Genomic DNA, 18,938 nt, shown 5'->3' with positions numbered 1-18,938 from the left:
GCGCCCTTCGTCCGCAAGCCCCCCGGACCGCCGCAATCCCAGAATCCGCCGCGCCGTCAGCGGGAGGCGGCGATGGCCGGTGCCGGCGGGCTGTTGCGGCCATCCTCCAGCAGGGCGACCAGCCGCTCGGTCAGCCGCAGCGCCAGCGCCACGATGGTCATGGTCGGGTGGTCCGCCCCCATGGTCGGGAAGACCGAGCTGCCGGCGACATAGAGGTTTCCCACGCCATGAACCTGGCCGTCGGGGTCGACCACGCCGTGACGCGGCGATACGCTCATGCGGGTGGTGCCCATATGATGCCAGCACCAGCCGACGTCGGCCATCTCCGGGGCCATCTCCGGGGCCATCTCCGCTCCCGCCGCCATGCCCGTGGCCGCGTCCGGCGGCGCCCCGGCCGGGCCGTCGGTCCGGATCAGCCCGCGGCGCAGCAGCTCTGCGCGCAGCAGCCGCTGGGTTTCGGCCGCACCCCGCCGGTCCTGGTCGGTCAGCCGCCAGTCCACCCGCGGCAGGTTGCGGCCGAACGGGTCGGTGGCATGGTCCAGCGTGACCCGGCTGTCCGGGTTGGGGATCGGCTCCAGCACCGTCTCCAGCACGAAGCGGCGGGGCAGCCATCCGGGATCGATGGTGCTGTCGAACAGGGCATGCGCCAATTGCGGCATGTTCCGCAGGATGCGCGGACCGGCGTTGCGCAGCAGGTTGGCCGCCTCCTCTTCCGGGACCCCGTGACGGCGGCAGCGGTGGCGCGACGGCAGCAGCTTCAGGTCCCGCATCGCCTTGAAGGCGTCGAGCGCCCCCGAATGGTAGGAGGCGACCAGATAGGTGCGGGAGTTGGGCAGCGCATGGCGCTCCTGCAAGTCCGCGGTGGGCGACAGCGCCAGGGCGACCGACGGGTGCGGCCGCCGCAGCCGCCGGCGCGCCAGGCACAGGCTGACGTCGTAGAGCGTGCGGTGGCGAGCCTGGTCGGTCAGCCGCACCGGCGCCGTCTTGAAACGCGGATGGTCGGCGAAACAGCGGCCGACCTGGTCGCTCCCGTTGCCGAGCCCGTTCGCCTGCACCCGGTTCGACAGCAGCAGGATGCGGGCGTTCTCGATCCCGCCGCAGCACAGCACGAACATCCGCGCGCCGACGGTGAAGCCGGGTCCGTCGAGCGTGCGCACCTGGACCCGCTCCACCGCAGTGGCGGTCGGGTTGGTGTCCAGTCCGGTGACGTTCGCGTTCAAAAAGGCGGTGATATTGGCGGCCTGCCCGATCTCCGCCCGGTAGGCCTCGCCCATCCGGATCGGCGGGCTGAGCTGAGCGACGCGGTTCTCGAAGCCGCCACCCACAGCATCCGGCCCCCCGCCGCCGTCCACCGGGAACAGCCCGGCCCGCGGCCCGCCGACCTGGTCCAGCCAGAAATCGGTGCCGTAGTCGAAGGGGCCGAGCCCCAGCACCTCCTGCGCCCTCTCGTAGTAGGGCATCATCGCCTCGCGCGGGATCGGCCAGCCGCTGCCCGGGATCCAGGGCCGCGCCGCGAAGTCGCTCGGTTCCAGGGGACGGGAGAAGCCGCCCCAGCAATTGGTGCTGCCGCCGAGATAGCGGCTGCGCGCCGTGGTCAGCCGCTCGTAGGGCAATCCGACATTGCGCCCGGCGTAGAGCGCCTGGGAAATCCCGTCGACCTCCAGTCCGCCGCCCTCGAGCAGGACGAGGCTGCATGCGCTTCCCGCCAGTTCGCGCGCGATGGTCAGGCCGGCAGCCCCGCCGCCGATGACGCAGAGGTCGCAGTCGATGTGCGTCCCATTGAGGACGTGGCGGGCGTCACGAAGCAAGCGGGCCTCCGTTGGGGTCATAGGCCCTTTCTTCATGCCCCGGACGCATGGCGGAGGCGGAGCGCGCATTCGGCTATACCCCCGGCGCGTTGCGCCGGGGCAAACCGGCGCGGTAGCGGCACCCCGGTCGATCGGGTCGCCGAACCGGGGGACCCCATTCCGGAGGCGCTCGGTGCCCCGGAACGCCGGACGCCCTTTCCGGTTGAAGGAGGGAAGAGCGGCGCCGCAGCCCGGCTGCCGGCGCCCGACAACCAGGAACCAAGCAGGAGCCGCCGCCATGAAACGTCATCATCTTCTTGCCACCGCCGCGCTGATGCTGTTCACGGCGCCGGCCATCGCCACGGCCCAGACCCCGACGCCGACGAAAACGGTCACGGCGCAGGGCCCGGTGGCGCAGCAGGACATGACCTTCGCCGAGAAGGCGGCCGTCAGCGACATGTTCGAGGTCCAGGCCGGCAAGCTGGCCCAGGACAACGCCAAGGAACAGCGCGTGAAACAATTCGGCGGCCAGATGGTCTCCGACCATACCAAGACCTCCGACGCGATGAAGGCGATGGCGCAGCAGAAGTCGATGACCCTGCCGACCAAGCTCGATTCCGAACACCAGCAGAAGCTCGACCATCTCCGCAGCCTCAAGGGTGATCAGTTCGACTCCGCCTATCTGCAAGGCCAGATCGATGCCCACCGCACGGCGGTCGCCCTGTTCCGCGAGCAGTCGCAGAACGGCAAGGACGCCGACCTGAAGCGCTTCGCCAGCGAGACGCTGCCGACTCTCGAGCAGCACCTGCGCCACGTGCAGGAACTGCGCCCCGGCGTCGCCTCGGCCAGCAGCGCCACCCAGCCGCAGACCAGCTTCGAGAAGATGATGGGCAAGGACGTGTACGGCCAGGACGGCAAGAAGCTCGGCGACGTCGCCGACATCATCCTGGACCCGCAGTCGGGCAACGCCACCGTGGTGGTGCTGAACCGCGGCGGCGTGCTGGGCATCGGCGCCAAGCAGGTCGCCATCGGCTACAACATGCTGAACAGCCAGGGCGATCGCATCGTCGCCAGCAACGTGACCGAAGACCAGGTCAAGCAGATGAGCGAATTCAAGTACGACGACACCACCGTGTCGCTCGGCCGCAACGGCAACCGCAACGCCGCCGGCGGCAGCGGGACCGATCATGGCACGATGAACGGCGGCGCGTCGCACGGCGACATGCCGAGCGGACAGACCCGCAACCCGCAGTAAACCAAATCCCCCTCCCGGTGCCGGGGTTCCGCCCCGGCACCGGTCCCGCAGAACCAACCGGAAGGAGAACGCCATGGCGAACGCCAGCAAGAAGCACATGGGCAGCGCCGCGCAGGGCAAGGGCAGCGGTACCGGCGCCACCACCGACCTGCCGGAAGGCTCCGTCGGCGACAACATGATCCTGTCCAACCGCGACAAGGCGCAGCACTCCGACGCCCGCGGGCTGGACAGCAAGGCGATACAGACCGAGCAGATGCAGGATCACGCCGCCAACCGCAATCCCGACGAATAGGCTCAGCCCCGCCAGAATTGCGGCATGAACAGCACCAGCACGGTGAACAGCTCCAGCCGGCCCATCAGCATCGCCAGCGACAGCAGCCATTTCGCTGAATCGGGCACGGCGGCGTAGGTTCCCGCCGGTCCGATGGTGTCGCCGAGCCCCGGGCCGACATTCGCCAGCGCCGCGACCGCGGCGCTGGCGCTTGTGATGAAGTCCAGCCCCAGCGCCATCAGCGCGATGGTGAGCAGGCTGTAGGCGGTGAAGAACAGGGCGAAGAAGACGATCACCGATCCGAGCACGTCGTCGTCGATCCGGCGGGCGCCGTAGCGGCGGGGGAAGACCCCGCGCGGATAGATCAGGTGCCGGAAGTGGGTGCGCAGCACGATCACCAGCACCTCGAACCGGAAGATCTTGATGCCCCCGGTGGTCGATCCGGTGCAGCCGCCGATGAAGGTCAAGCCGAAGAAGACCCCGACCGCCAGATTCCCCCATTGGCTGTAGTCGGTGTAGGCGTAGCCGGTGGTGGTGACGACCGACACCACGTTGAACGCCGCCATCCGCAGCGCGTCCAGATAGTCGAAATGATTGCTGGCCGCCAGCCAGACGCTGAGCGGCAGGATCACCGCGGCCAGGAAGCCCAGGTAGCTGCGCACCTGGTTGTCCCGCCAGAGCGCGTCGCGCTGGCCGGTCAGCGTCCGCACATACAGGACGAAAGGCAGGCTGCCCAGCAGCATGAACAGCGTCACCAGCCAGTGCAGCGCCGGGTTGTCGAAGGACCCTATCGAGTGATCGGACGTGGAGAATCCTCCCGTCGACAGACTGGTCAGCGCATGGACGATCGCCTCGAAGGGCGTCATTCCCGCTGCCCAGTAGCTCAGCCCGCAGACCGCGGTCAGCCCGATATAGACCGCGACGATCGCCTTGGCGATCTGCTGGGCGCGCGGCAGCACCTTCTCCGAACGGTCCGAGGATTCGGTCCGGAAGAGCTGCATGCCACCGACCCTCAGTGCCGGAAGCACCGCGATGGCGACGCCGATGATGCCGATGCCCCCAAGCCACTGCAGCAGCGCCCGCCACAGCAGGATGCCCTCCGTCGTCAGGTCGAGCCCGACCAGGACGGTCGATCCGGTGGTGGTCAGGCCGGACATCGTTTCGAAATAGGCGTTGGCGTAATTCAGCGACAGTTCGGGAAAATGTCCGAACTGGAAGGGCAGCGCCGCGAAGGCGGCGGTGGTGGTCCAGGTCAGCGGCGTCAGCAGGAAAGCCTGCCGCAGCGTCAGTCCGCCGGTCAGGTGGCAGCGGGTGGCAAGCGCCAGCGTGGCGCCACAGACGCCGGTGAAGGCCGCGGACGACAGGAAGATCCCGGAGTCCGGATTGCCGTAGGCATAATCGACCCCGGCCGGGATCAGCATGGTGGCCGCCAGCGCGAGCAGCACGATGGCGACGATGAACAGGATCGGCCTGAGGTTCGGCATGGTGCCCCTTGTCGGACGGGTTGCGCTGGAAGGGGCGTGGAGCCTCAGAAGAATTCGAGGCCGACGGCGAACAGCCGCTCGACCTTGCGCACCAGATCGGCGGTCGCCATCACGATGACGCGATCCCGCGGCTGGATGAGGGTCTGGCCGGTGGGGATGATGACCTCGTCCCCGCGCACCAGCGCACCGATCATCATGCCGTCCGGCAGGCCGATCGAGCCGATCGGCCCGCTGACGGCGCGCGACGTTTCCAGCGCCTCGGCCTCCACCACCTCGCCGAAGCCGTCGCCGATCGTCTGCACGGCGGCGACCCGGCCGCGGCGCACATGGCGCAGGATGGAGGAGACGGTGACCGCCGCCGGGTTGACGACGACGTTCATCCCGAGGCCGGCTATGATCGGCGCGTAGGCGGTCTTGTTCAGCAGCGTGATCGCCCGCCCGCAGCCGGCCCGCTTGGCCAGCAGCGAGGTGAAGACGTTGGTCTCGTCGTCGTTGGTGACGGCGACGACCGTCTCGGCACGGCCGACCTGCGCCTCCTCCAGGATCTCGTGGTCCAGAGCGTCACCGTTCAGCACCACCGTGCTCGAACGCAGATGCTGGGAGATCGTTTCGGCCTGTTCGGCATTTGCCTCGATGATCTTCATGGAGATGCCGCGCATCTGCCGTTCGACGATCTGCGCCAGGTTGAAGCCGACATTGCCGCCGCCGGCGATCACCAGCCGCCGGGCCGGCGTCTCGGCATTGCCGAACAGCCCGACCACCCGGACGATGTCGGCGGTGCGGCAGACCAGATGGACGTCGTCGCCCAACCGCAGCGCATCGTCGCCGTCGGGCACGAAGCCGTTGCCGTCGCGGAACACCGCCAGCACCGCGGCGCGCACGTCCGGAAACATCTCGGTCAGCCGGCGGAGCGGCGTGTTCAGCAGCGGTGAGCTGTTGGTGCAGTGGACGCCGACCAGATGCACCTTGCCGTCGGCCAAGGGCACCATCTCAAAGGCGCCGGGAGAGCGCAGGCGGCGCGCGATGCTGCGGGCGATCTCGATCTCGGGCGAGATGATGACGCTGATCGGCATGTGCGCGTCGGCGAACAGCTTCGACCATTCGGGCCGCAGATAGGCGTGCTTGCGGATACGCGCGACCCGGACAGGGATGTCGAACACCGAATGGGCGACCTGGCAGGCCACCATGTTGACCTCGTCGGAATGGGTGACCGCGATCAGCATGTCGGCGTCGCGGCCGCCCGCCCGCGCCAGCACGTCGGGGTGGGAGGCATAACCGACCATGCCGCGCACGTCGTGGCTCTCGTCCATGCGCTGGGCGAGTTCCGGCGAGGTGTCGATCACCGTGACGTCGTTGTCCTCCTGGGCCAGATGGCGGGCGATGCTCGCCCCCACCTGCCCCGCCCCGCAGATGATCACCTTCATGCCGTCCCGGCTCCTCCATCCCGCTGTCCCGGCCTCCCCGGCGTGGCCGGCGCAGCGAGGATCGGCGCATGTGAGGAAATGACGGCGGCGGCCCGCCGTTGCAAGGAGAACGTCGGGCATGCCCGCCACCCCGACGCGTCAGGATGGTGTGCGGACGGGGAATGCCGTCATGCCATCCGTCAGGCCGGCGGCCGGGCCGCGGCGGGCACCGCCCGCGCTCGGCGCATCATGCGCGATGCATGTCCCACAGCGTCATCAGCGACCCGATCGACGCGGTGAGCGCGCCGGGATCCACGCGATCCTTCGCCTCGAACGCGATCCCCATCAGGAACGTGTGGAACACCGCCGCCAGCGCATCGGCATCGGTCGAGACCGACAGCTCCCCCGAAGCGATCGCACGGCCGATGCAGTCCCTGATGCCATTGCGGTTCCTGATCCGGTCGGCCGCCAGGATGTCGTCGATATGCCGGTTCTCCGGCGCGCAGTTGCTGGCACCCAGGATCATGAGGCAGCCGGGCGGATGCCGGCGGTCGGTCTGCATCTCGGCGGAAAGCCGCAAGGCATGCTCGATCGCCTCGCGCGGCGGCAGGCTGTCGTCCTTCAGGCTCGCCGTCACCAGCCCGTAGGTGGACCGGTATCGTTCGACGACCTCCCGGAACAGCCTCTCCTTCGACCCGAACGCCGCATAGAAGCTGGCCGAGGAGATGTTCCCCATGCAGTCCTTGAGCTGCGCGAGCGAAGTCGGCTCGTAACCCTGCGCCCAGAACAGGGCCAGGGCCGCATCCAGCGCCTCATCCCTGTCGAACTCCCTCGGGCGTCCGGTTCGCGCCATGGCGTCTCCCTCCAGCTATTTCTATAATAGTCGATCCATAAATCGTTGCCAAGAGCGGCGGCGCCGAATATATGGACTGATCGTTCCATATATCTGGTGAGGATCCGATGGCATCGACGGCCACCACATCCGCGAGCGACGAGGCCGACCGGCTGCCCATGGCAGCCCTGCTGGCCCTCGCAATGACGGGCTTCATCTGCATCGTGACCGAAACCCTGCCGGCCGGGCTGCTGCCACAGATCGGCCACGACCTGGGCGTATCCTCGTCGCTGGCCGGTCAGGCGGTGACCGCCTATGCGCTGGGTTCGCTGATTGCTGCCATTCCGCTGACGATCGCCACCAGCGGCTGGCGCCGGCGCAACGTCCTCCTGCTGACGATCGCCGGCTTTTTGGTCTTCAACTCTGCCACCGCGCTGTCCACGAGCTACTGGCTGACCATGACCGCCCGCTTCTTCGCCGGCGTCGCCGCGGGACTGGCCTGGAGCCTGCTGGCGGGTTATGCACGCCGGATGGTCGCGCCGCACCAGCAGGGCCGCGCCATGGCGATCGCGATGGCGGGAACGCCGGTCGCGCTGTCCCTGGGCGTTCCGCTCGGAACATGGCTCGGGACCCAGGTCGGCTGGCGGCCGGCCTTCGGCATCATGTCGCTTCTGACCCTGCTTCTCATCGCCTGGGTCCTGGCGAAGGTGCCCGACTATCCCGGGCAGGCGAAAGGCGAGCGGATCCCCCTGCCGCATGTCTTCAGGACACCCGGCGTCCGGCCGGTCCTCGGCGTCGTCATCGCCTGGATGCTCGCGCACAACATCCTTTACACCTACATCGCACCCTTCGCCGCCGTGGCCGGCCTCTCGGCCCACGTCGATCTGGTGCTGCTGGATTTCGGCGTCGCGGCACTGGCCGGGATCTGGATCGCCGGGAAATTCGTCGATCGCTTCCTGCGCCGGACCGTCCTCCTCAGCCTGCTGGCCTTCGACCTCGCGTCGCTCGCCTTCGCATTCTGGACGGCATCGCCATCGGTCATCGTCGCCGGTGTCGCGATCTGGGGCATGACCTTCGGCGGGGCCGCCACTCTTCTTCAGACCGCCCTGGCGGACGCCGCGCAGGATGGTGCGGACGTCGCATTGTCGATGAACGTCGTTGCCTGGAACGGTGCGATCGCCGGAGGCGGTCTTCTCGGCGGCCTGCTGCTCGACTGGCGGGGAGCGGAGGCATTCCCATGGGCACTCGTGGTCCTGGCCACCGCCGGGGTCCTCATCGCCCGGTCCGCGAGGACCCGCGGCTTTCCGGCCGGCCACCGCCATTCGACCGCAAGGCTCGGCGGCCACTGACGCGTCGGCAGGGCCTGCACGCAAAGCGCGGAGTACGGCCGGGACCGTCGCTGACGATCCTGATGGTGGGGGAAACCGGGCTTCGACATCGTACTGCCGGACTTAGAGCGTGATCGGTTCAAGCGGAATCGCTTGAAGCGTGTCTCACATGGGAAACCAAAAGTTTAGAGTCGGTCTGGCGCCTCAACTAAGCATCAGATAGACTCTGACCCACCATGTTCCAGCTCCGGACGGGAAGCCCGGAGGCGAGCCTCCGATCACCACGCCCCCACCTATCCATTTTTGCCATTGCACTTCCAAAATAGCTTCGCCATCGTGTGAGTGAACATTCATTCACAAACGAGGCGCGCCATGTCCGCCGATGTTCGTCAAAAGGTCCGGGACGCCGCCATCGCTCTGTTCGCCCTGAAGGGCGTGAAGGCGACGACGGTCCGCGACATCGCCCGCTCCGCCGGCGTGTCGGAAGGCGCGCTCTACCGCCACTGGCCCAGCAAGGAGGAGCTGGCGGCCGATCTGTTCACCTCGGAATACACGGCTATGTCGCGGTCACTGCGGGACGCGGCCGGCCAGGGTCCGGCACCGGACCGCCTGCGGCGGGTCATCGGCCACGCCTTCCACCTGGCGGAGGCCGCACCCGACCGCACCCGCTTCCTGCTGCTGTCGCAGCACGAATCGCTGCCCCTGGTGCCCAGGGACCAGGAAACGCCGGTGGACGTGATCTCCGGCATCGTCGCCGACGGCATCGCCGAGGGCAGCATCGTCGCGGCCGACCGCGACGCGCTGTCCCACATCGTCATCGGCGCCATCGTCCTCAACGTGCAGTCGCACGTCTACGGCCGGCAGACCGCCCCGCTTTCCACCCTCGCCCGCCCCATCGCGGACGCGATCCTCACCGGGATCGCGCGCACCGCAGACACCTCCAGGACCGGAGCCGGACAATGACCGCCCCCGCCCTTCTCGCCTCGCGGCGCTTCCTGCCGCTGTTCCTGACACAGTTCCTCGGCGCCTTCGGCGACAACGTCCTGCGCGGCGCCATCGCGGTGCTGGCGGTCTATGGTCTGTCCGAAGGCGCGTCCGGGGCAGGCACCCTGAACGGCGCGATGATCTCGACGCTGGCGGCCGGCGCCTTCACCGTGCCCTTCCTGCTGTTCTCGGCCACTGCCGGCCAACTGGCCGACCGTTACGACCGCACGCTGGTCGCCCGCGCCGTCAAGCTGGCCGAGATCGGCCTGATGGCTGTGGCCTCCTGGGGCATCGTCGCCGCCGACCTGCCAGTCCTGATCGTCGCCCTGGTCGGCATGGGCGCGCATTCCACGATGTTCGGGCCGGTCAAGTACGGCCTGCTGCCCGACCTGCTCGACCCGTCGGAACTGAGCGCCGGCAACGGGCTGGTCGAGGCCGGGACCTTCGTCGCCATCCTGCTGGGGACCATCGCCGGCGGCTCGCTGGCCCTGCTGCATCCCTGGGCGGTGCCGGGGCTGCTCGGCGCCTCGGCGGTGGCCGGGCTGGCGGCGTCGCTGCTCATCCCGCGCGCCGGCAACGCCGATCCGGCGGTGCGCGTCGGGCTGAACCCGGTGTCGGTGACGGCGCGGGTGCTGCGCTCGGTCGCCGGCGACAAGCCGTCGATGCGGGCGATCCATGGCATCTCGGTGTTCTGGGGCGTCGGCGGCGTGGTGATGGCGCAGTTCCCCTCCATCGCCCGCGAGACGCTGGGCACCGACAGCGGCGGCGCCACCCTGCTCCTGGCGGTGTTCGCCGTCGGCGTCGCCGCCGGCTCGGTGCTGGCCGGCCTCAGCCACCGCACCCCGTCCACCGCCGACGCCGGGCGGGCCGCCCTGGCCGGGCTGGTCGCCGCCCTGGCCGGCGCCGCCCTGCCCCTGCTGACCCCCGCGGTCCCGTCGGCGGAGCCGCTGTCGCCGATGGCGCTGCTGGCCCAGCCCTGGGCGCTGCCGCTGCTGGCCGACCTGTTCGTCGTCGCGGCGGCCGGCGGCGCCTTCGCCGTGCCGCTCTATGCGCTGATCCAGCACCGGGCGGCGCCGGGAACCCGCGCCCGCGTCATCGCCGCCGCCAACGTGGTCAACGCGCTCTACATGGTGGCCGGCTCGGCCGCGGCGGCGGCGATGCTGGCGTTCGGCCTGTCGCCGCTGGCCGTCGCCGCCTGGGGCGGGGCGAGCATGCTGGTGGCGGTCGCGATGGCGCTCGCCGTCGACGGCCAGTCCCTGCTGCGCGCCGTCTTCCGCGCCGTCTTCCGCTTGGCCTTCCGGGTGGAGGTCCGCGGGGTGGAGCATCTGGCCGGCATCGACGGCGCCGCCGTGGTGACGCCGAACCACCAGTCCTTCCTGGACGGGGCACTGCTCGCCGCCTTCCTGCCGGGCATGCGCTTCGCGGTCGACACCCACATCGCCAAGCTCGCCGTGGTCAGGCCGTTCCTGGCTGTCGCGGACCATGTCACCATCGACCCGACCAACCCGCTCGGCACCCGCATCCTGGCCCGCACGCTCGCCGAGGGCCACACGGTCTGCATCTTCCCGGAGGGGCGCATCACCGTCACCGGGTCGCTGATGAAGATCAACGGCGGCCCCGGCATGCTGGCCGACAAGGCGCGCTGCCCGGTGGTGCCGGTCTGCATCGAGGGCGCCCAGCGCTCGGTCCTGTCGCGCATGCAGGGCCGGCTGCGGCTCGGCCTGTTCCCGCGCATCACCATCACCGTGCTGCCGCCGGTGACGACCCCGGACGTCAGCGGGCTGGTCGGCAAGAAGCGGCGCGCCGCCCTGAAGTCCTGGCTGTCGCGGGTGATGACGGAGAGCGTCTTCGCCGCCCGTCCGCGGCCGGAGACGCTGATGCTGGCCCTGCTCGACGCCCGGGCCAAGACCGGCGCGCGGGAGGATGCGGTGCAGGACGGCGACTTCTCCACCCTGTCCTACCGGGCGCTGGCGGCGCGCGCGCTGGTGCTCGGCCGCATCCTGGCGCGCGGCACGGAGCCGGGCGAGCCGGTGGGCGTGCTGCTGCCGACCGCTTCGCCGACGGCGGCTGTGTTCTTCGGCCTCGCCGCCCACGGTCGGCCGGCCGCCATGCTGAACTTCACCGCCGGCCCGGACGCGGTGAAGGCCGCCTGTCGCGCCGCCGGGGTGCGCCGCATCGTCACCTCCGCCCAGTTCGTCGAGAAGGCACGCCTCGGCGCGCTGGTCGAGGCGCTGGCCGCCGACCACGCCATCATCCATCTCGAAGACGTCAAGCGCGGGCTGGGCCTGGGCGACAAGCTGCGGGCTCTGGCGGCGCTGGTGGCGCCGGAACGCCTGCTGCCGCCGCAGGGCAGCGGCGACGAGGCCGCCGCCATCCTCTTCACCTCCGGGTCGGAGGGGCCGCCGAAGGGCGTGGTGCTGAGCCACGCCAACCTGCTCGCCAACATGGCGCAGGTGGCGTCGGTGGTCGATTTCACCCGACAGGACGTGGTGTTCAACTGCCTGCCCGCCTTCCACTCCTTCGGCCTGACCGGCGGCATGCTGCTGCCGATCCTGAACGGGGTGAAGACGGTGCTATACCCCAACCCGCGCCATGTCCGCCTGATCCCGGAACTGGTCTACCAGACCAACGCCACCGTCCTGTTCGGCACCGACTTCTTCCTGAACGCCTGGGCGCGGACGGCCGATCCCTACGACTACCGCTCGCTGCGCCTGGTCTTCGCCGGGGCGGAGCGGCTGCAGGACGAGACCCGGCGGGTCTACACCGAGCGGCTGCGCGTCCATCTGCTTGAGGGCTACGGCACCACCGAGACGGCGCCGGTGATCGCCGTCAACACCCCCGCCCGCTTCCGCGCCGGCACCGTCGGGCAGGCCCTGCCGGGCATCGAGACCGAGCTGGTGCCGGTGCCCGGCGTGGACGTCGGCGGCCGGCTGCGGGTGCGCGGGCCGAACGTGATGAAGGGCTACCTGCACGCCGACCAGCCCGGCCGGCTCCAGCCGCCGGCCGGCGGCTGGCACGACACCGGCGACATCGTCGAGATCGACGCCGACGGCTTCATCCGCATCGTCGGCCGGGTCAAGCGCTTTGCCAAGGTGGCGGGCGAGATGATCCCGCTCGGCCTGGTGGAGGAGCTGGCGGCCCTGGCCGATCCCGACGCCGGCCACGCCGCCGTCGCCCTGCCCGACCCCAAGCGGGGCGAGCGGATCGTGCTGGTGACCACCAGCGCGGCGCTGCCCCGCGACGCGTTGGTCGCCGCCGCGCGGACCAGGGGGGCGCCCGAGATCGCCATTCCGCGCGACGTCCTGCGCATCGACGCCGTCCCGCTGCTGGGCACCGGCAAGACTGATTATCCGGCCGTGACGCGCTTCGCCGCCGAGGCCGCTGCCAAGGAAGCCGCATGATGGAGACCACCACGACCACCAACACGACGACCACCAACACCAATACCGCCGGCGCCGCGGACCGGCGCCCTATCGCCACCCGGTCGGCCCGCTGGGCGCAACGGCTGGCGGCATGGCTGACCACGACGCCGGTGACGCCCAACCAGATCTCGCTGCTGTCGGCGGTGTGCGCGGCGTTCGGCGGCGCCCTGCTGCTCCAGGGCGGCGCCCCGGCCTGGATCGGCGCCGCGCTCTGCGTCCAGCTCCGCCTGCTGTGCAACCTGCTCGACGGCATGGTGGCGGTGGAGGGCGGCAAGGGGTCGCCGGTCGGCGCCCTCTACAACGAGTTCCCCGACCGCGTCGCCGACACCGCCTTCCTGGTGCCGCTGGGCTATGCCGCCGGGGTGCCCTGGCTCGGCTGGGCGGCGGCGCTGGCGGCGATGATGACCGCCTACGTCCGCACCTTCGGCGGCGCCCTGGGGCTGGTCCAGGATTTCGGCGGGGTGATGGCCAAGCAGCGCCGCATGGCCGCGCTCACCGTCGCCCTGATCGCCCAGGCGGTGGAGCATGCGCTGTGGGGAACGAGGTTCAGCCTGCTGACGGCGGCCTGGATCATCATGGTCGGCAGCCTGCTCACCGTCGCAACCCGCACGCTCGGCATCGCCCGCAGCCTGAAGGCCCGCAACCCGGGCGCCATCCAGCCGGAGGTCCGGTCATGACCCGCCTTTTCCAACCGGTCCTGCGCCACGGCCTGCTCGGGCTCACCCGCCTCCTGGTCGGCGCCCGCGCGAGCTGGGAGGGCAGCGCCCCCGCCGACGTGCCGCGCATCTATTTCGCCAACCACACCAGCCATCTCGACACGCTGGCGGTGATGGCCGCCCTGCCGTCCGAACTGCGGGCGCGGACCCACCCGGTGGCGGCGCTCGATTACTGGGGCGGCTCGGCCCTGCGGCGCGCGGTGGCGGCCGGCTGCCTGAACGCCCTGCTGGTCGACCGCACGGGCAAGGCGACGGCGGAGGTGATGGACGCCATGGCGGCGGTGCTCGAAAGCGGGCAGTCGCTGATCCTGTTCCCCGAGGGCACGCGCGGCGACGGCACGGTGGCGCCGTTCAAGAGCGGCCTCTACCACCTCGCCCGCCGGGTGCCGTCGGCCGAGCTGGTGCCCGTCTTCATCGAGAACCTGCACCGGGTGATGCCGAAGGGCATGCCGCTGCTGGTGCCGCTGATCTGCACCATGCGCTTCGGCGCCCCGCTGCCGCCGGTCGAGGGCGAGGACAAGGCCGCCTTCCTGGAGCGGGCGCGCGGCGCTCTGGTCTCGCTGTCCCGCTCCAAATCCCACTCCGACTCCCAGCCCACCGGCCAACGGACCGCCCAATGAACAGCTCAATGAACAGCCTGATCACCACCGTGACCGACAGCGTGACGACCGCCCTGGCGACCACCAAGCCGCTGTTCCTCTGGCTGTCGGGCGCCACCCTGGGCCTGCTGGTCGTCGCCACCCTGATCGGCGCCGTCCTCGCCCACCGGGTGCGCACCCCGGCCGGGCACGACACCGTGCGCAACCTGAACGCCCGCATCCGCTCCTGGTGGGTGATGGTGGCGCTGTTCGCCGCGGCGATGCTGCTGGGCAGCGTGGTGACGCTGGTGCTGTTCGCCCTGCTCTCCTATCTGGCGCTGCGCGAGTTCATCACCCTGACGCCGACGAGGCGCGGCGACCATGCCGGACTGTTCCTGTCCTTCTTCGTCGTCGTGCCGCTGCAATACTGGCTGGTCGGGATCGGCTGGTACGGGCTGTTCTCGATCTTCATCCCGGTCTACGTCTTCATGGCGCTGCCGTCGCTGTCGGTGCTGGGCGCCGACACCACCGATTTCCTCACCCGTACCGCCAAGGCGCAATGGGGGGTGATGCTGGCGGTCTACTGCACCAGCCACGCGCCGGCCCTGCTGTGGCTCGACATCCCCGGCTACGAGCTGCCGGGCGCCCTGCTGCTGCTCTATCTGATGACGGTGGCGCAGCTCAGCGACGTGTTCCAGTACGTCTTCGGCAAGCTGTGGGGCCGGACCCGTCTGTCGCCCGGCATCAGCCCGTCGAAGACGGTCGAGGGGCTGGTCGGCGGCGGGCTGACCGCCGTCGCCATCGGCACCGGGCTGCACGTCATCACGCCCTTCACCCCGCTCCAGGCGGCGGGCATGTCGCTGGTCATCGTCACGGCCGGCTTCTTCGGCGGCTTCGTCCTGTCGGCGATGAAGCGCGACCTCGGGGTCAAGGACTGGGGCACCATGATCGAGGGGCATGGTGGCGTCCTCGACCGCCTCGACTCCGTGGTCTTCTCCGCACCGCTGTTCTTCCACCTGACGCGCTACTGGTTCACCTGAGCGGAGGGCGCGGCTCCGCCGGAGCCGCGCCCTCCGCCCGGCATTGCTCAGCTCATCGCCACCAGGCTGGCATTGCCGCCGGCCGCCGTGGTGTTGGTGCTGACCGACCGCTCGTTCAGCAGCCAGGCGACCTCCACCCCGCGGGCCGCCAGCGCCTGGGTCGGCACGATCGGGCCGGGCAGCTCGGCGATGCGGCGGCCGGCGGCGAGCAGGCGCCCGGCGTCGCCTTCCACCAGCGCGCCGGCCAGCGGACCCGTCGACTGCCAGTTCGTCGTCACCCGCACCCGGGCGGCGAGGTCGGCCGGCAGGCGGCCCAGCCCGGCGGTGACGTCGGCCTGCCCGTCGACCACGGCGTCGTTGCCGGTGGCGAAAACCGCGCCCAGCATGCGGTACAGCCCCTCTTCCGTCTGCGGCAGCAGCAGGATGCGGCCGCGGCGGACCAGGCTGTAGACGTTGCTCTCCCCGACCGGCCCGGACAGCTCGACGCTGGCGCCCAGCGGCGCGCGTCCGGCCAGCGATCGGGCATGGTCCGCCTCGTCGGTCCGCCCCTGCCCGTCGAGCCAGGCGGCGAAGGCCAGCGCCGGCGCGCGGTCGGCGTCGCTGCCGCGCATGCCGAGCTCCAGCGGCGGACGGGCCGCCAGCAGCCGCGACAGGTAGAGCGGGCCGCCGGCCTTGGGGCCGGTGCCGGACAGGCCGTGGCCGCCGAAGGGCTGCACGCCGACCACCGCGCCGATGGTGTTGCGGTTGACGTACAGGTTGCCGGCCTCGATGCCGCCGATCACCCGCTCGACGGTGGCGTCGATGCGGGTGTGCAGGCCAAAGGTCAGGCCGTAGCCGGTGCCGTTGATGGCCCCGATCAGCCGGTCCAGGTCGTCGCGGCGGAAACGCAGGACGTGCAGCACCGGGCCGAACACCTCGCGCTCCAAGTCGGCGATGCCGTTGATCTCGATGATCGTCGGCGCGACGAAGGTCCCGTCGGCGGTGTCGGCCGGCAGCGGCAGCGCCTCGACCCGCCGGCCCTTGGCACGCATCGCCTCGATGTGGCGGACGATGCCGTCACGGGCCTCCGCGGTGATGACCGGGCCGACGTCGACCGCCAGCCGGTCGGGATTGCCGATCCGCAGTTCGTGCATCGCCCCCTTCAGCATGGTCAGCGTGCGGTCGGCCACCTCCTCCTGCAGGCAGAGGATGCGCAGGGCCGAGCAACGCTGGCCGGCGCTGTCGAAGGCCGAGGCGATGACGTCGCCCACCACCTGCTCGGCGAGCGCCGAGCTGTCGACGATCATGGCGTTCTGCCCGCCGGTCTCGGCGATCAGCGGGATCGGCGCGCCCTCCGGTGACAGCCGTTCGGCGAGCTGGCGCTGGATCAGCCGCGCCACCTCGGTGGAGCCGGTGAACATCACCGCCCGCGTGCCGGCATGGCCGACCAGGGCCGCCCCGACCTCTCCGGCGCCCGGCAGCAGTTGCACCGCCCCCGCCGGCACGCCGGCCTCGCGCAGGATGCGCACGGCCTCGGCCGCGACCAGCGGGGTTTCCTCCGCCGGCTTGGCCAGCACCGGGTTGCCCGCGGCCAGCGCCGCCGAGACCTGCCCGGAGAAGATGGCGAGCGGGAAGTTCCACGGGCTGATGCAGACCACCGGCCCCAGCGGGCGATGGCTGTCGTTGGCGAAGCCGTCGCGCACCTGGGCGCCGTAATAGCGCAGGAAGTCGATGGCCTCCCGCACCTCGGCGATGGCGTTGGCGGTGGACTTGCCGGCCTCGCGGATGATCAGGCCGAGCAGGGTCGGCATCCGCGCCTGCATGAGGTCGGCGGCGCGCAGCAGGCAGGCGGCGCGTTCGGCCGGCGGCGTCGCCGCCCACACAGGGGCGGCGGCGGCGGCGAACAGGAAGGCGTCGGCGATGTCGGCCGGGCCGGCATCGGTGACCTGGCCGACGACATCGCGATGGTCGGCCGGGTTCAGCACCGGCTGCGCCGTGCCCCGGCGCTCGCCGTCAGCCAGCAGCGGCGCCGCCGTCCAGGCCACGCCGGCGCTGGCGCGCAAGGCCTCCGACAGCGACTCGAGCGTGTTCTCGTTCGACAGGTCGAGGCCGGCGGAGTTCGCCCGGCCGGCACCGTAGAGTGTCCGGGGCAGCGCGATCAGCGGGTTCTTCGCGCCGACGGGCAGGGTGTCGCGGGCCAGCGCCACCGGGTCGGCGACCAGGTCGTCGATCGACACGCTCTTGTCGGCGATGCGGTTCACGAAGGAGCTGTTGGCGCCGTTCTCAAGCAGGCGGCGGACCAGGTAGGCCAGCAGCGTCTCGTGGGTGCCGACCGGCGCATAGACGCGGCAGGGCCGCTTCAGCGGGCCGACCACCTCCTGGTACAGCGGCTCGCCCATCCCGTGCAGGCACTGGAACTCGTACTGGCCGACCTGGAACTCGCCGCCGTTCATCTGCGCCGCCATCTGGTAGATGGTCGCCAGCGTCTGGGCGTTGTGGGTGGCGAACTGCGGGAACACCGCCTCCGGAGCCGACAGCAGCCGGCGCGCGCAGGCGACGTAGGACACGTCGGTGTGCAGCTTGCGCGTATAGACCGGGAAATCCTCCAGCCCGTCGACCTGGGCGCGCTTGATCTCGCTGTCCCAATAGGCACCCTTGACAAGCCGCACCATCAGGCGATGGCCGCTGCGCCGCGCCAGATCGACGACGAAGTCGATGACGTAGGGGCAGCGCTTGCCGTAGGCCTGGACGACGAAGCCGATGCCGTCCCAGCCCTTCAGCTCGGGATCGAAGCACAGCGCCTCCAGCAGGTCGAGCGACAGCTCAAGCCGGTCGGCCTCCTCGGCGTCGATGTTCAGGCCGATGTCGTAGCCGCGCGCCAGCCGCGCGAGCTTGGCGACGCGCGGCAGCAGTTCCGCCATCACGCGGTCGACCTGGGCACGGGAATAGCGCGGGTGCAGGGCCGACAGCTTGATCGAGATGCCGGGGCCGTTGTAGATGCCGCGCCCGGCCGACGCCTTGCCGATGGCGTGGATCGCCTGCTCGTAGTCGGCGTAGTAGCGCTCGGCGTCCGCCGCTGTGGTCGCCGCCTCGCCCAACATGTCGTAGGAATAGCGGAAGCCCTCCGCCTCCATCTTGCGGCTGTTGCCCAGCGCCTCCCCGATGGTCTGGCCGGTGACGAACTGCTCGCCCATCATGCGCATGGCGAAGTCGACGCCGCGCCGGATCAGCGGCTCGCCGCCGCGCAGGATCAGCTTGGTCAGCGCCGCCGACAGCGCCTGCTCGCCGCCGAAATTGGTCCCCAGCACGCCGGTGACCTTGCCGGTGACCAGCAGGCCCCAGGTCGCGGCGTTGACGAACAGCGACGGGCTGTTGCCGAGATGCGAGCGCCAGTCGCCGCCGGCGATCTTGTCGCGGATCAGCGCGTCGCGGGTGGCGCGGTCGGGGATGCGAAGCAGCGCCTCCGCCAAGCACATCAGCGCGACGCCCTCCTGGCTGGACAGGCTGTATTCATGGATCAGCCCCTCGACGCCCCGCCCCTGCGGCTTGGCGCGCAGGGCCGCGATCAGCGAGCGCGCCGTCTTCGCCGCCGCTGCCGTCACCTCGCCCGGCAGGGCCGCCTGCTCGACCAGCCACGCCACGCAATCCGGCTCCGGCCGGCGGTAGGCGTCGGTGATCGCCTGCCTCAGCGCCGTCGGCTGGCGCAGGGCGGGCGCGAAGGCGGCGAAGGGGCCGGCGCCGCTGGTCAGCGGCTGCTCGGTGGCGGGGGCGACGCTCGGATCGATCATCTGGTTCATGGCGGCGGCTCGGGCTGTGGGGCAGGGGACGGCGGACGGTGTCGGCGGACGGAGGCGAAGCG

At 70.7% G+C, this 18,938-nt stretch carries 13 protein-coding genes; 8 read left to right on the top strand and 5 right to left on the bottom strand.

The features are described from left to right. Positions 1–56: 56 nt before the first annotated feature. Complete coding sequence (locus tag J2850_RS12550) at positions 57–1,808, bottom strand: FAD-dependent oxidoreductase (protein ID WP_209982071.1); 1,752 nt, start codon at positions 1,806–1,808, stop codon at positions 57–59. Between the two features lie 277 nt (positions 1,809–2,085). Between J2850_RS12550 and J2850_RS12545 the strand changes: the two genes are divergently transcribed. Then, complete coding sequence (locus tag J2850_RS12545; protein WP_209982069.1) at positions 2,086–3,042, top strand: DUF4142 domain-containing protein; 957 nt, start codon at positions 2,086–2,088, stop codon at positions 3,040–3,042. A gap of 73 nt (positions 3,043–3,115) precedes the next feature. Next, a complete protein-coding gene (locus J2850_RS12540; RefSeq protein ID WP_209982067.1) occupies positions 3,116–3,334 on the top strand; it encodes a hypothetical protein in 219 nt (72 codons plus the stop codon). 2 nt (positions 3,335–3,336) lie between these two features. Here J2850_RS12540 and J2850_RS12535 read toward each other — a convergent pair whose 3' ends face one another. The 3 genes from J2850_RS12535 to J2850_RS12525 form a co-directional block, all read right to left on the bottom strand. Then, a complete protein-coding gene (locus J2850_RS12535; RefSeq protein WP_209982065.1) occupies positions 3,337–4,797 on the bottom strand; it encodes a TrkH family potassium uptake protein in 1,461 nt (486 codons plus the stop codon). Positions 4,798–4,841: 44 nt separating this feature from the next. Next, a complete protein-coding gene (trkA, locus tag J2850_RS12530; RefSeq protein ID WP_209982063.1) occupies positions 4,842–6,221 on the bottom strand; it encodes a Trk system potassium transporter TrkA in 1,380 nt (459 codons plus the stop codon). Between the two features lie 226 nt (positions 6,222–6,447). After that, positions 6,448–7,053, bottom strand: a complete 606-nt coding sequence (locus J2850_RS12525) for a TetR/AcrR family transcriptional regulator (RefSeq protein WP_209982061.1) — start codon at positions 7,051–7,053, stop codon at positions 6,448–6,450. A 107-nt stretch (positions 7,054–7,160) separates the two neighbouring features. Between J2850_RS12525 and J2850_RS12520 the strand changes: the two genes are divergently transcribed. The 6 genes from J2850_RS12520 to J2850_RS12495 all read left to right on the top strand — a co-directional run bounded on the left by J2850_RS12520 (position 7,161) and on the right by J2850_RS12495 (position 15,100). Then, the gene (locus J2850_RS12520) at positions 7,161–8,381 is read left to right on the top strand and encodes an MFS transporter (RefSeq protein WP_246513017.1); all 1,221 of its coding nucleotides are present in this window, start codon (positions 7,161–7,163) and stop codon (positions 8,379–8,381) included. 351 nt (positions 8,382–8,732) lie between these two features. Further along, positions 8,733–9,323 carry a TetR/AcrR family transcriptional regulator gene (locus J2850_RS12515; protein WP_211113883.1) on the top strand — a complete coding sequence of 197 codons (591 nt, stop codon included), beginning with the start codon at positions 8,733–8,735 and terminating at the stop codon, positions 9,321–9,323. Continuing rightward, positions 9,320–12,745, top strand: coding sequence for an acyl-[ACP]--phospholipid O-acyltransferase (locus J2850_RS12510; protein WP_209982056.1), 3,426 nt, complete (start codon positions 9,320–9,322; stop codon positions 12,743–12,745). The genes J2850_RS12515 and J2850_RS12510 overlap by 4 nt, the downstream gene beginning before the upstream one ends. Continuing rightward, positions 12,742–13,443: a CDP-alcohol phosphatidyltransferase family protein gene (locus J2850_RS12505; protein WP_209982054.1), complete on the top strand. Its 702-nt coding sequence runs from the start codon at positions 12,742–12,744 to the stop codon at positions 13,441–13,443. Before J2850_RS12510 ends, J2850_RS12505 begins: the two co-directional genes overlap by 4 nt. Beyond that, positions 13,440–14,102: a lysophospholipid acyltransferase family protein gene (locus J2850_RS12500; protein ID WP_209982052.1), complete on the top strand. Its 663-nt coding sequence runs from the start codon at positions 13,440–13,442 to the stop codon at positions 14,100–14,102. Before J2850_RS12505 ends, J2850_RS12500 begins: the two co-directional genes overlap by 4 nt. Then, complete coding sequence (locus J2850_RS12495; RefSeq protein WP_246513016.1) at positions 14,099–15,100, top strand: phosphatidate cytidylyltransferase; 1,002 nt, start codon at positions 14,099–14,101, stop codon at positions 15,098–15,100. The genes J2850_RS12500 and J2850_RS12495 overlap by 4 nt, the downstream gene beginning before the upstream one ends. 47 nt (positions 15,101–15,147) lie before the next feature. On the opposite strand, the gene putA is transcribed toward J2850_RS12495, so the two are convergent. Then, positions 15,148–18,876 carry a trifunctional transcriptional regulator/proline dehydrogenase/L-glutamate gamma-semialdehyde dehydrogenase gene (putA, locus tag J2850_RS12490; RefSeq protein ID WP_209982050.1) on the bottom strand — a complete coding sequence of 1,243 codons (3,729 nt, stop codon included), beginning with the start codon at positions 18,874–18,876 and terminating at the stop codon, positions 15,148–15,150. Between the last annotated feature and the right edge of the window lie 62 nt (positions 18,877–18,938).

It is taken from the genome of Azospirillum picis, from assembly GCF_017876115.1.
Classification (GTDB): domain Bacteria; phylum Pseudomonadota; class Alphaproteobacteria; order Azospirillales; family Azospirillaceae; genus Azospirillum; species Azospirillum picis.
The sequence above is the reverse complement of the archived record's forward strand: the minus strand, read 5'-3'. Positions and strand labels throughout refer to the sequence as shown.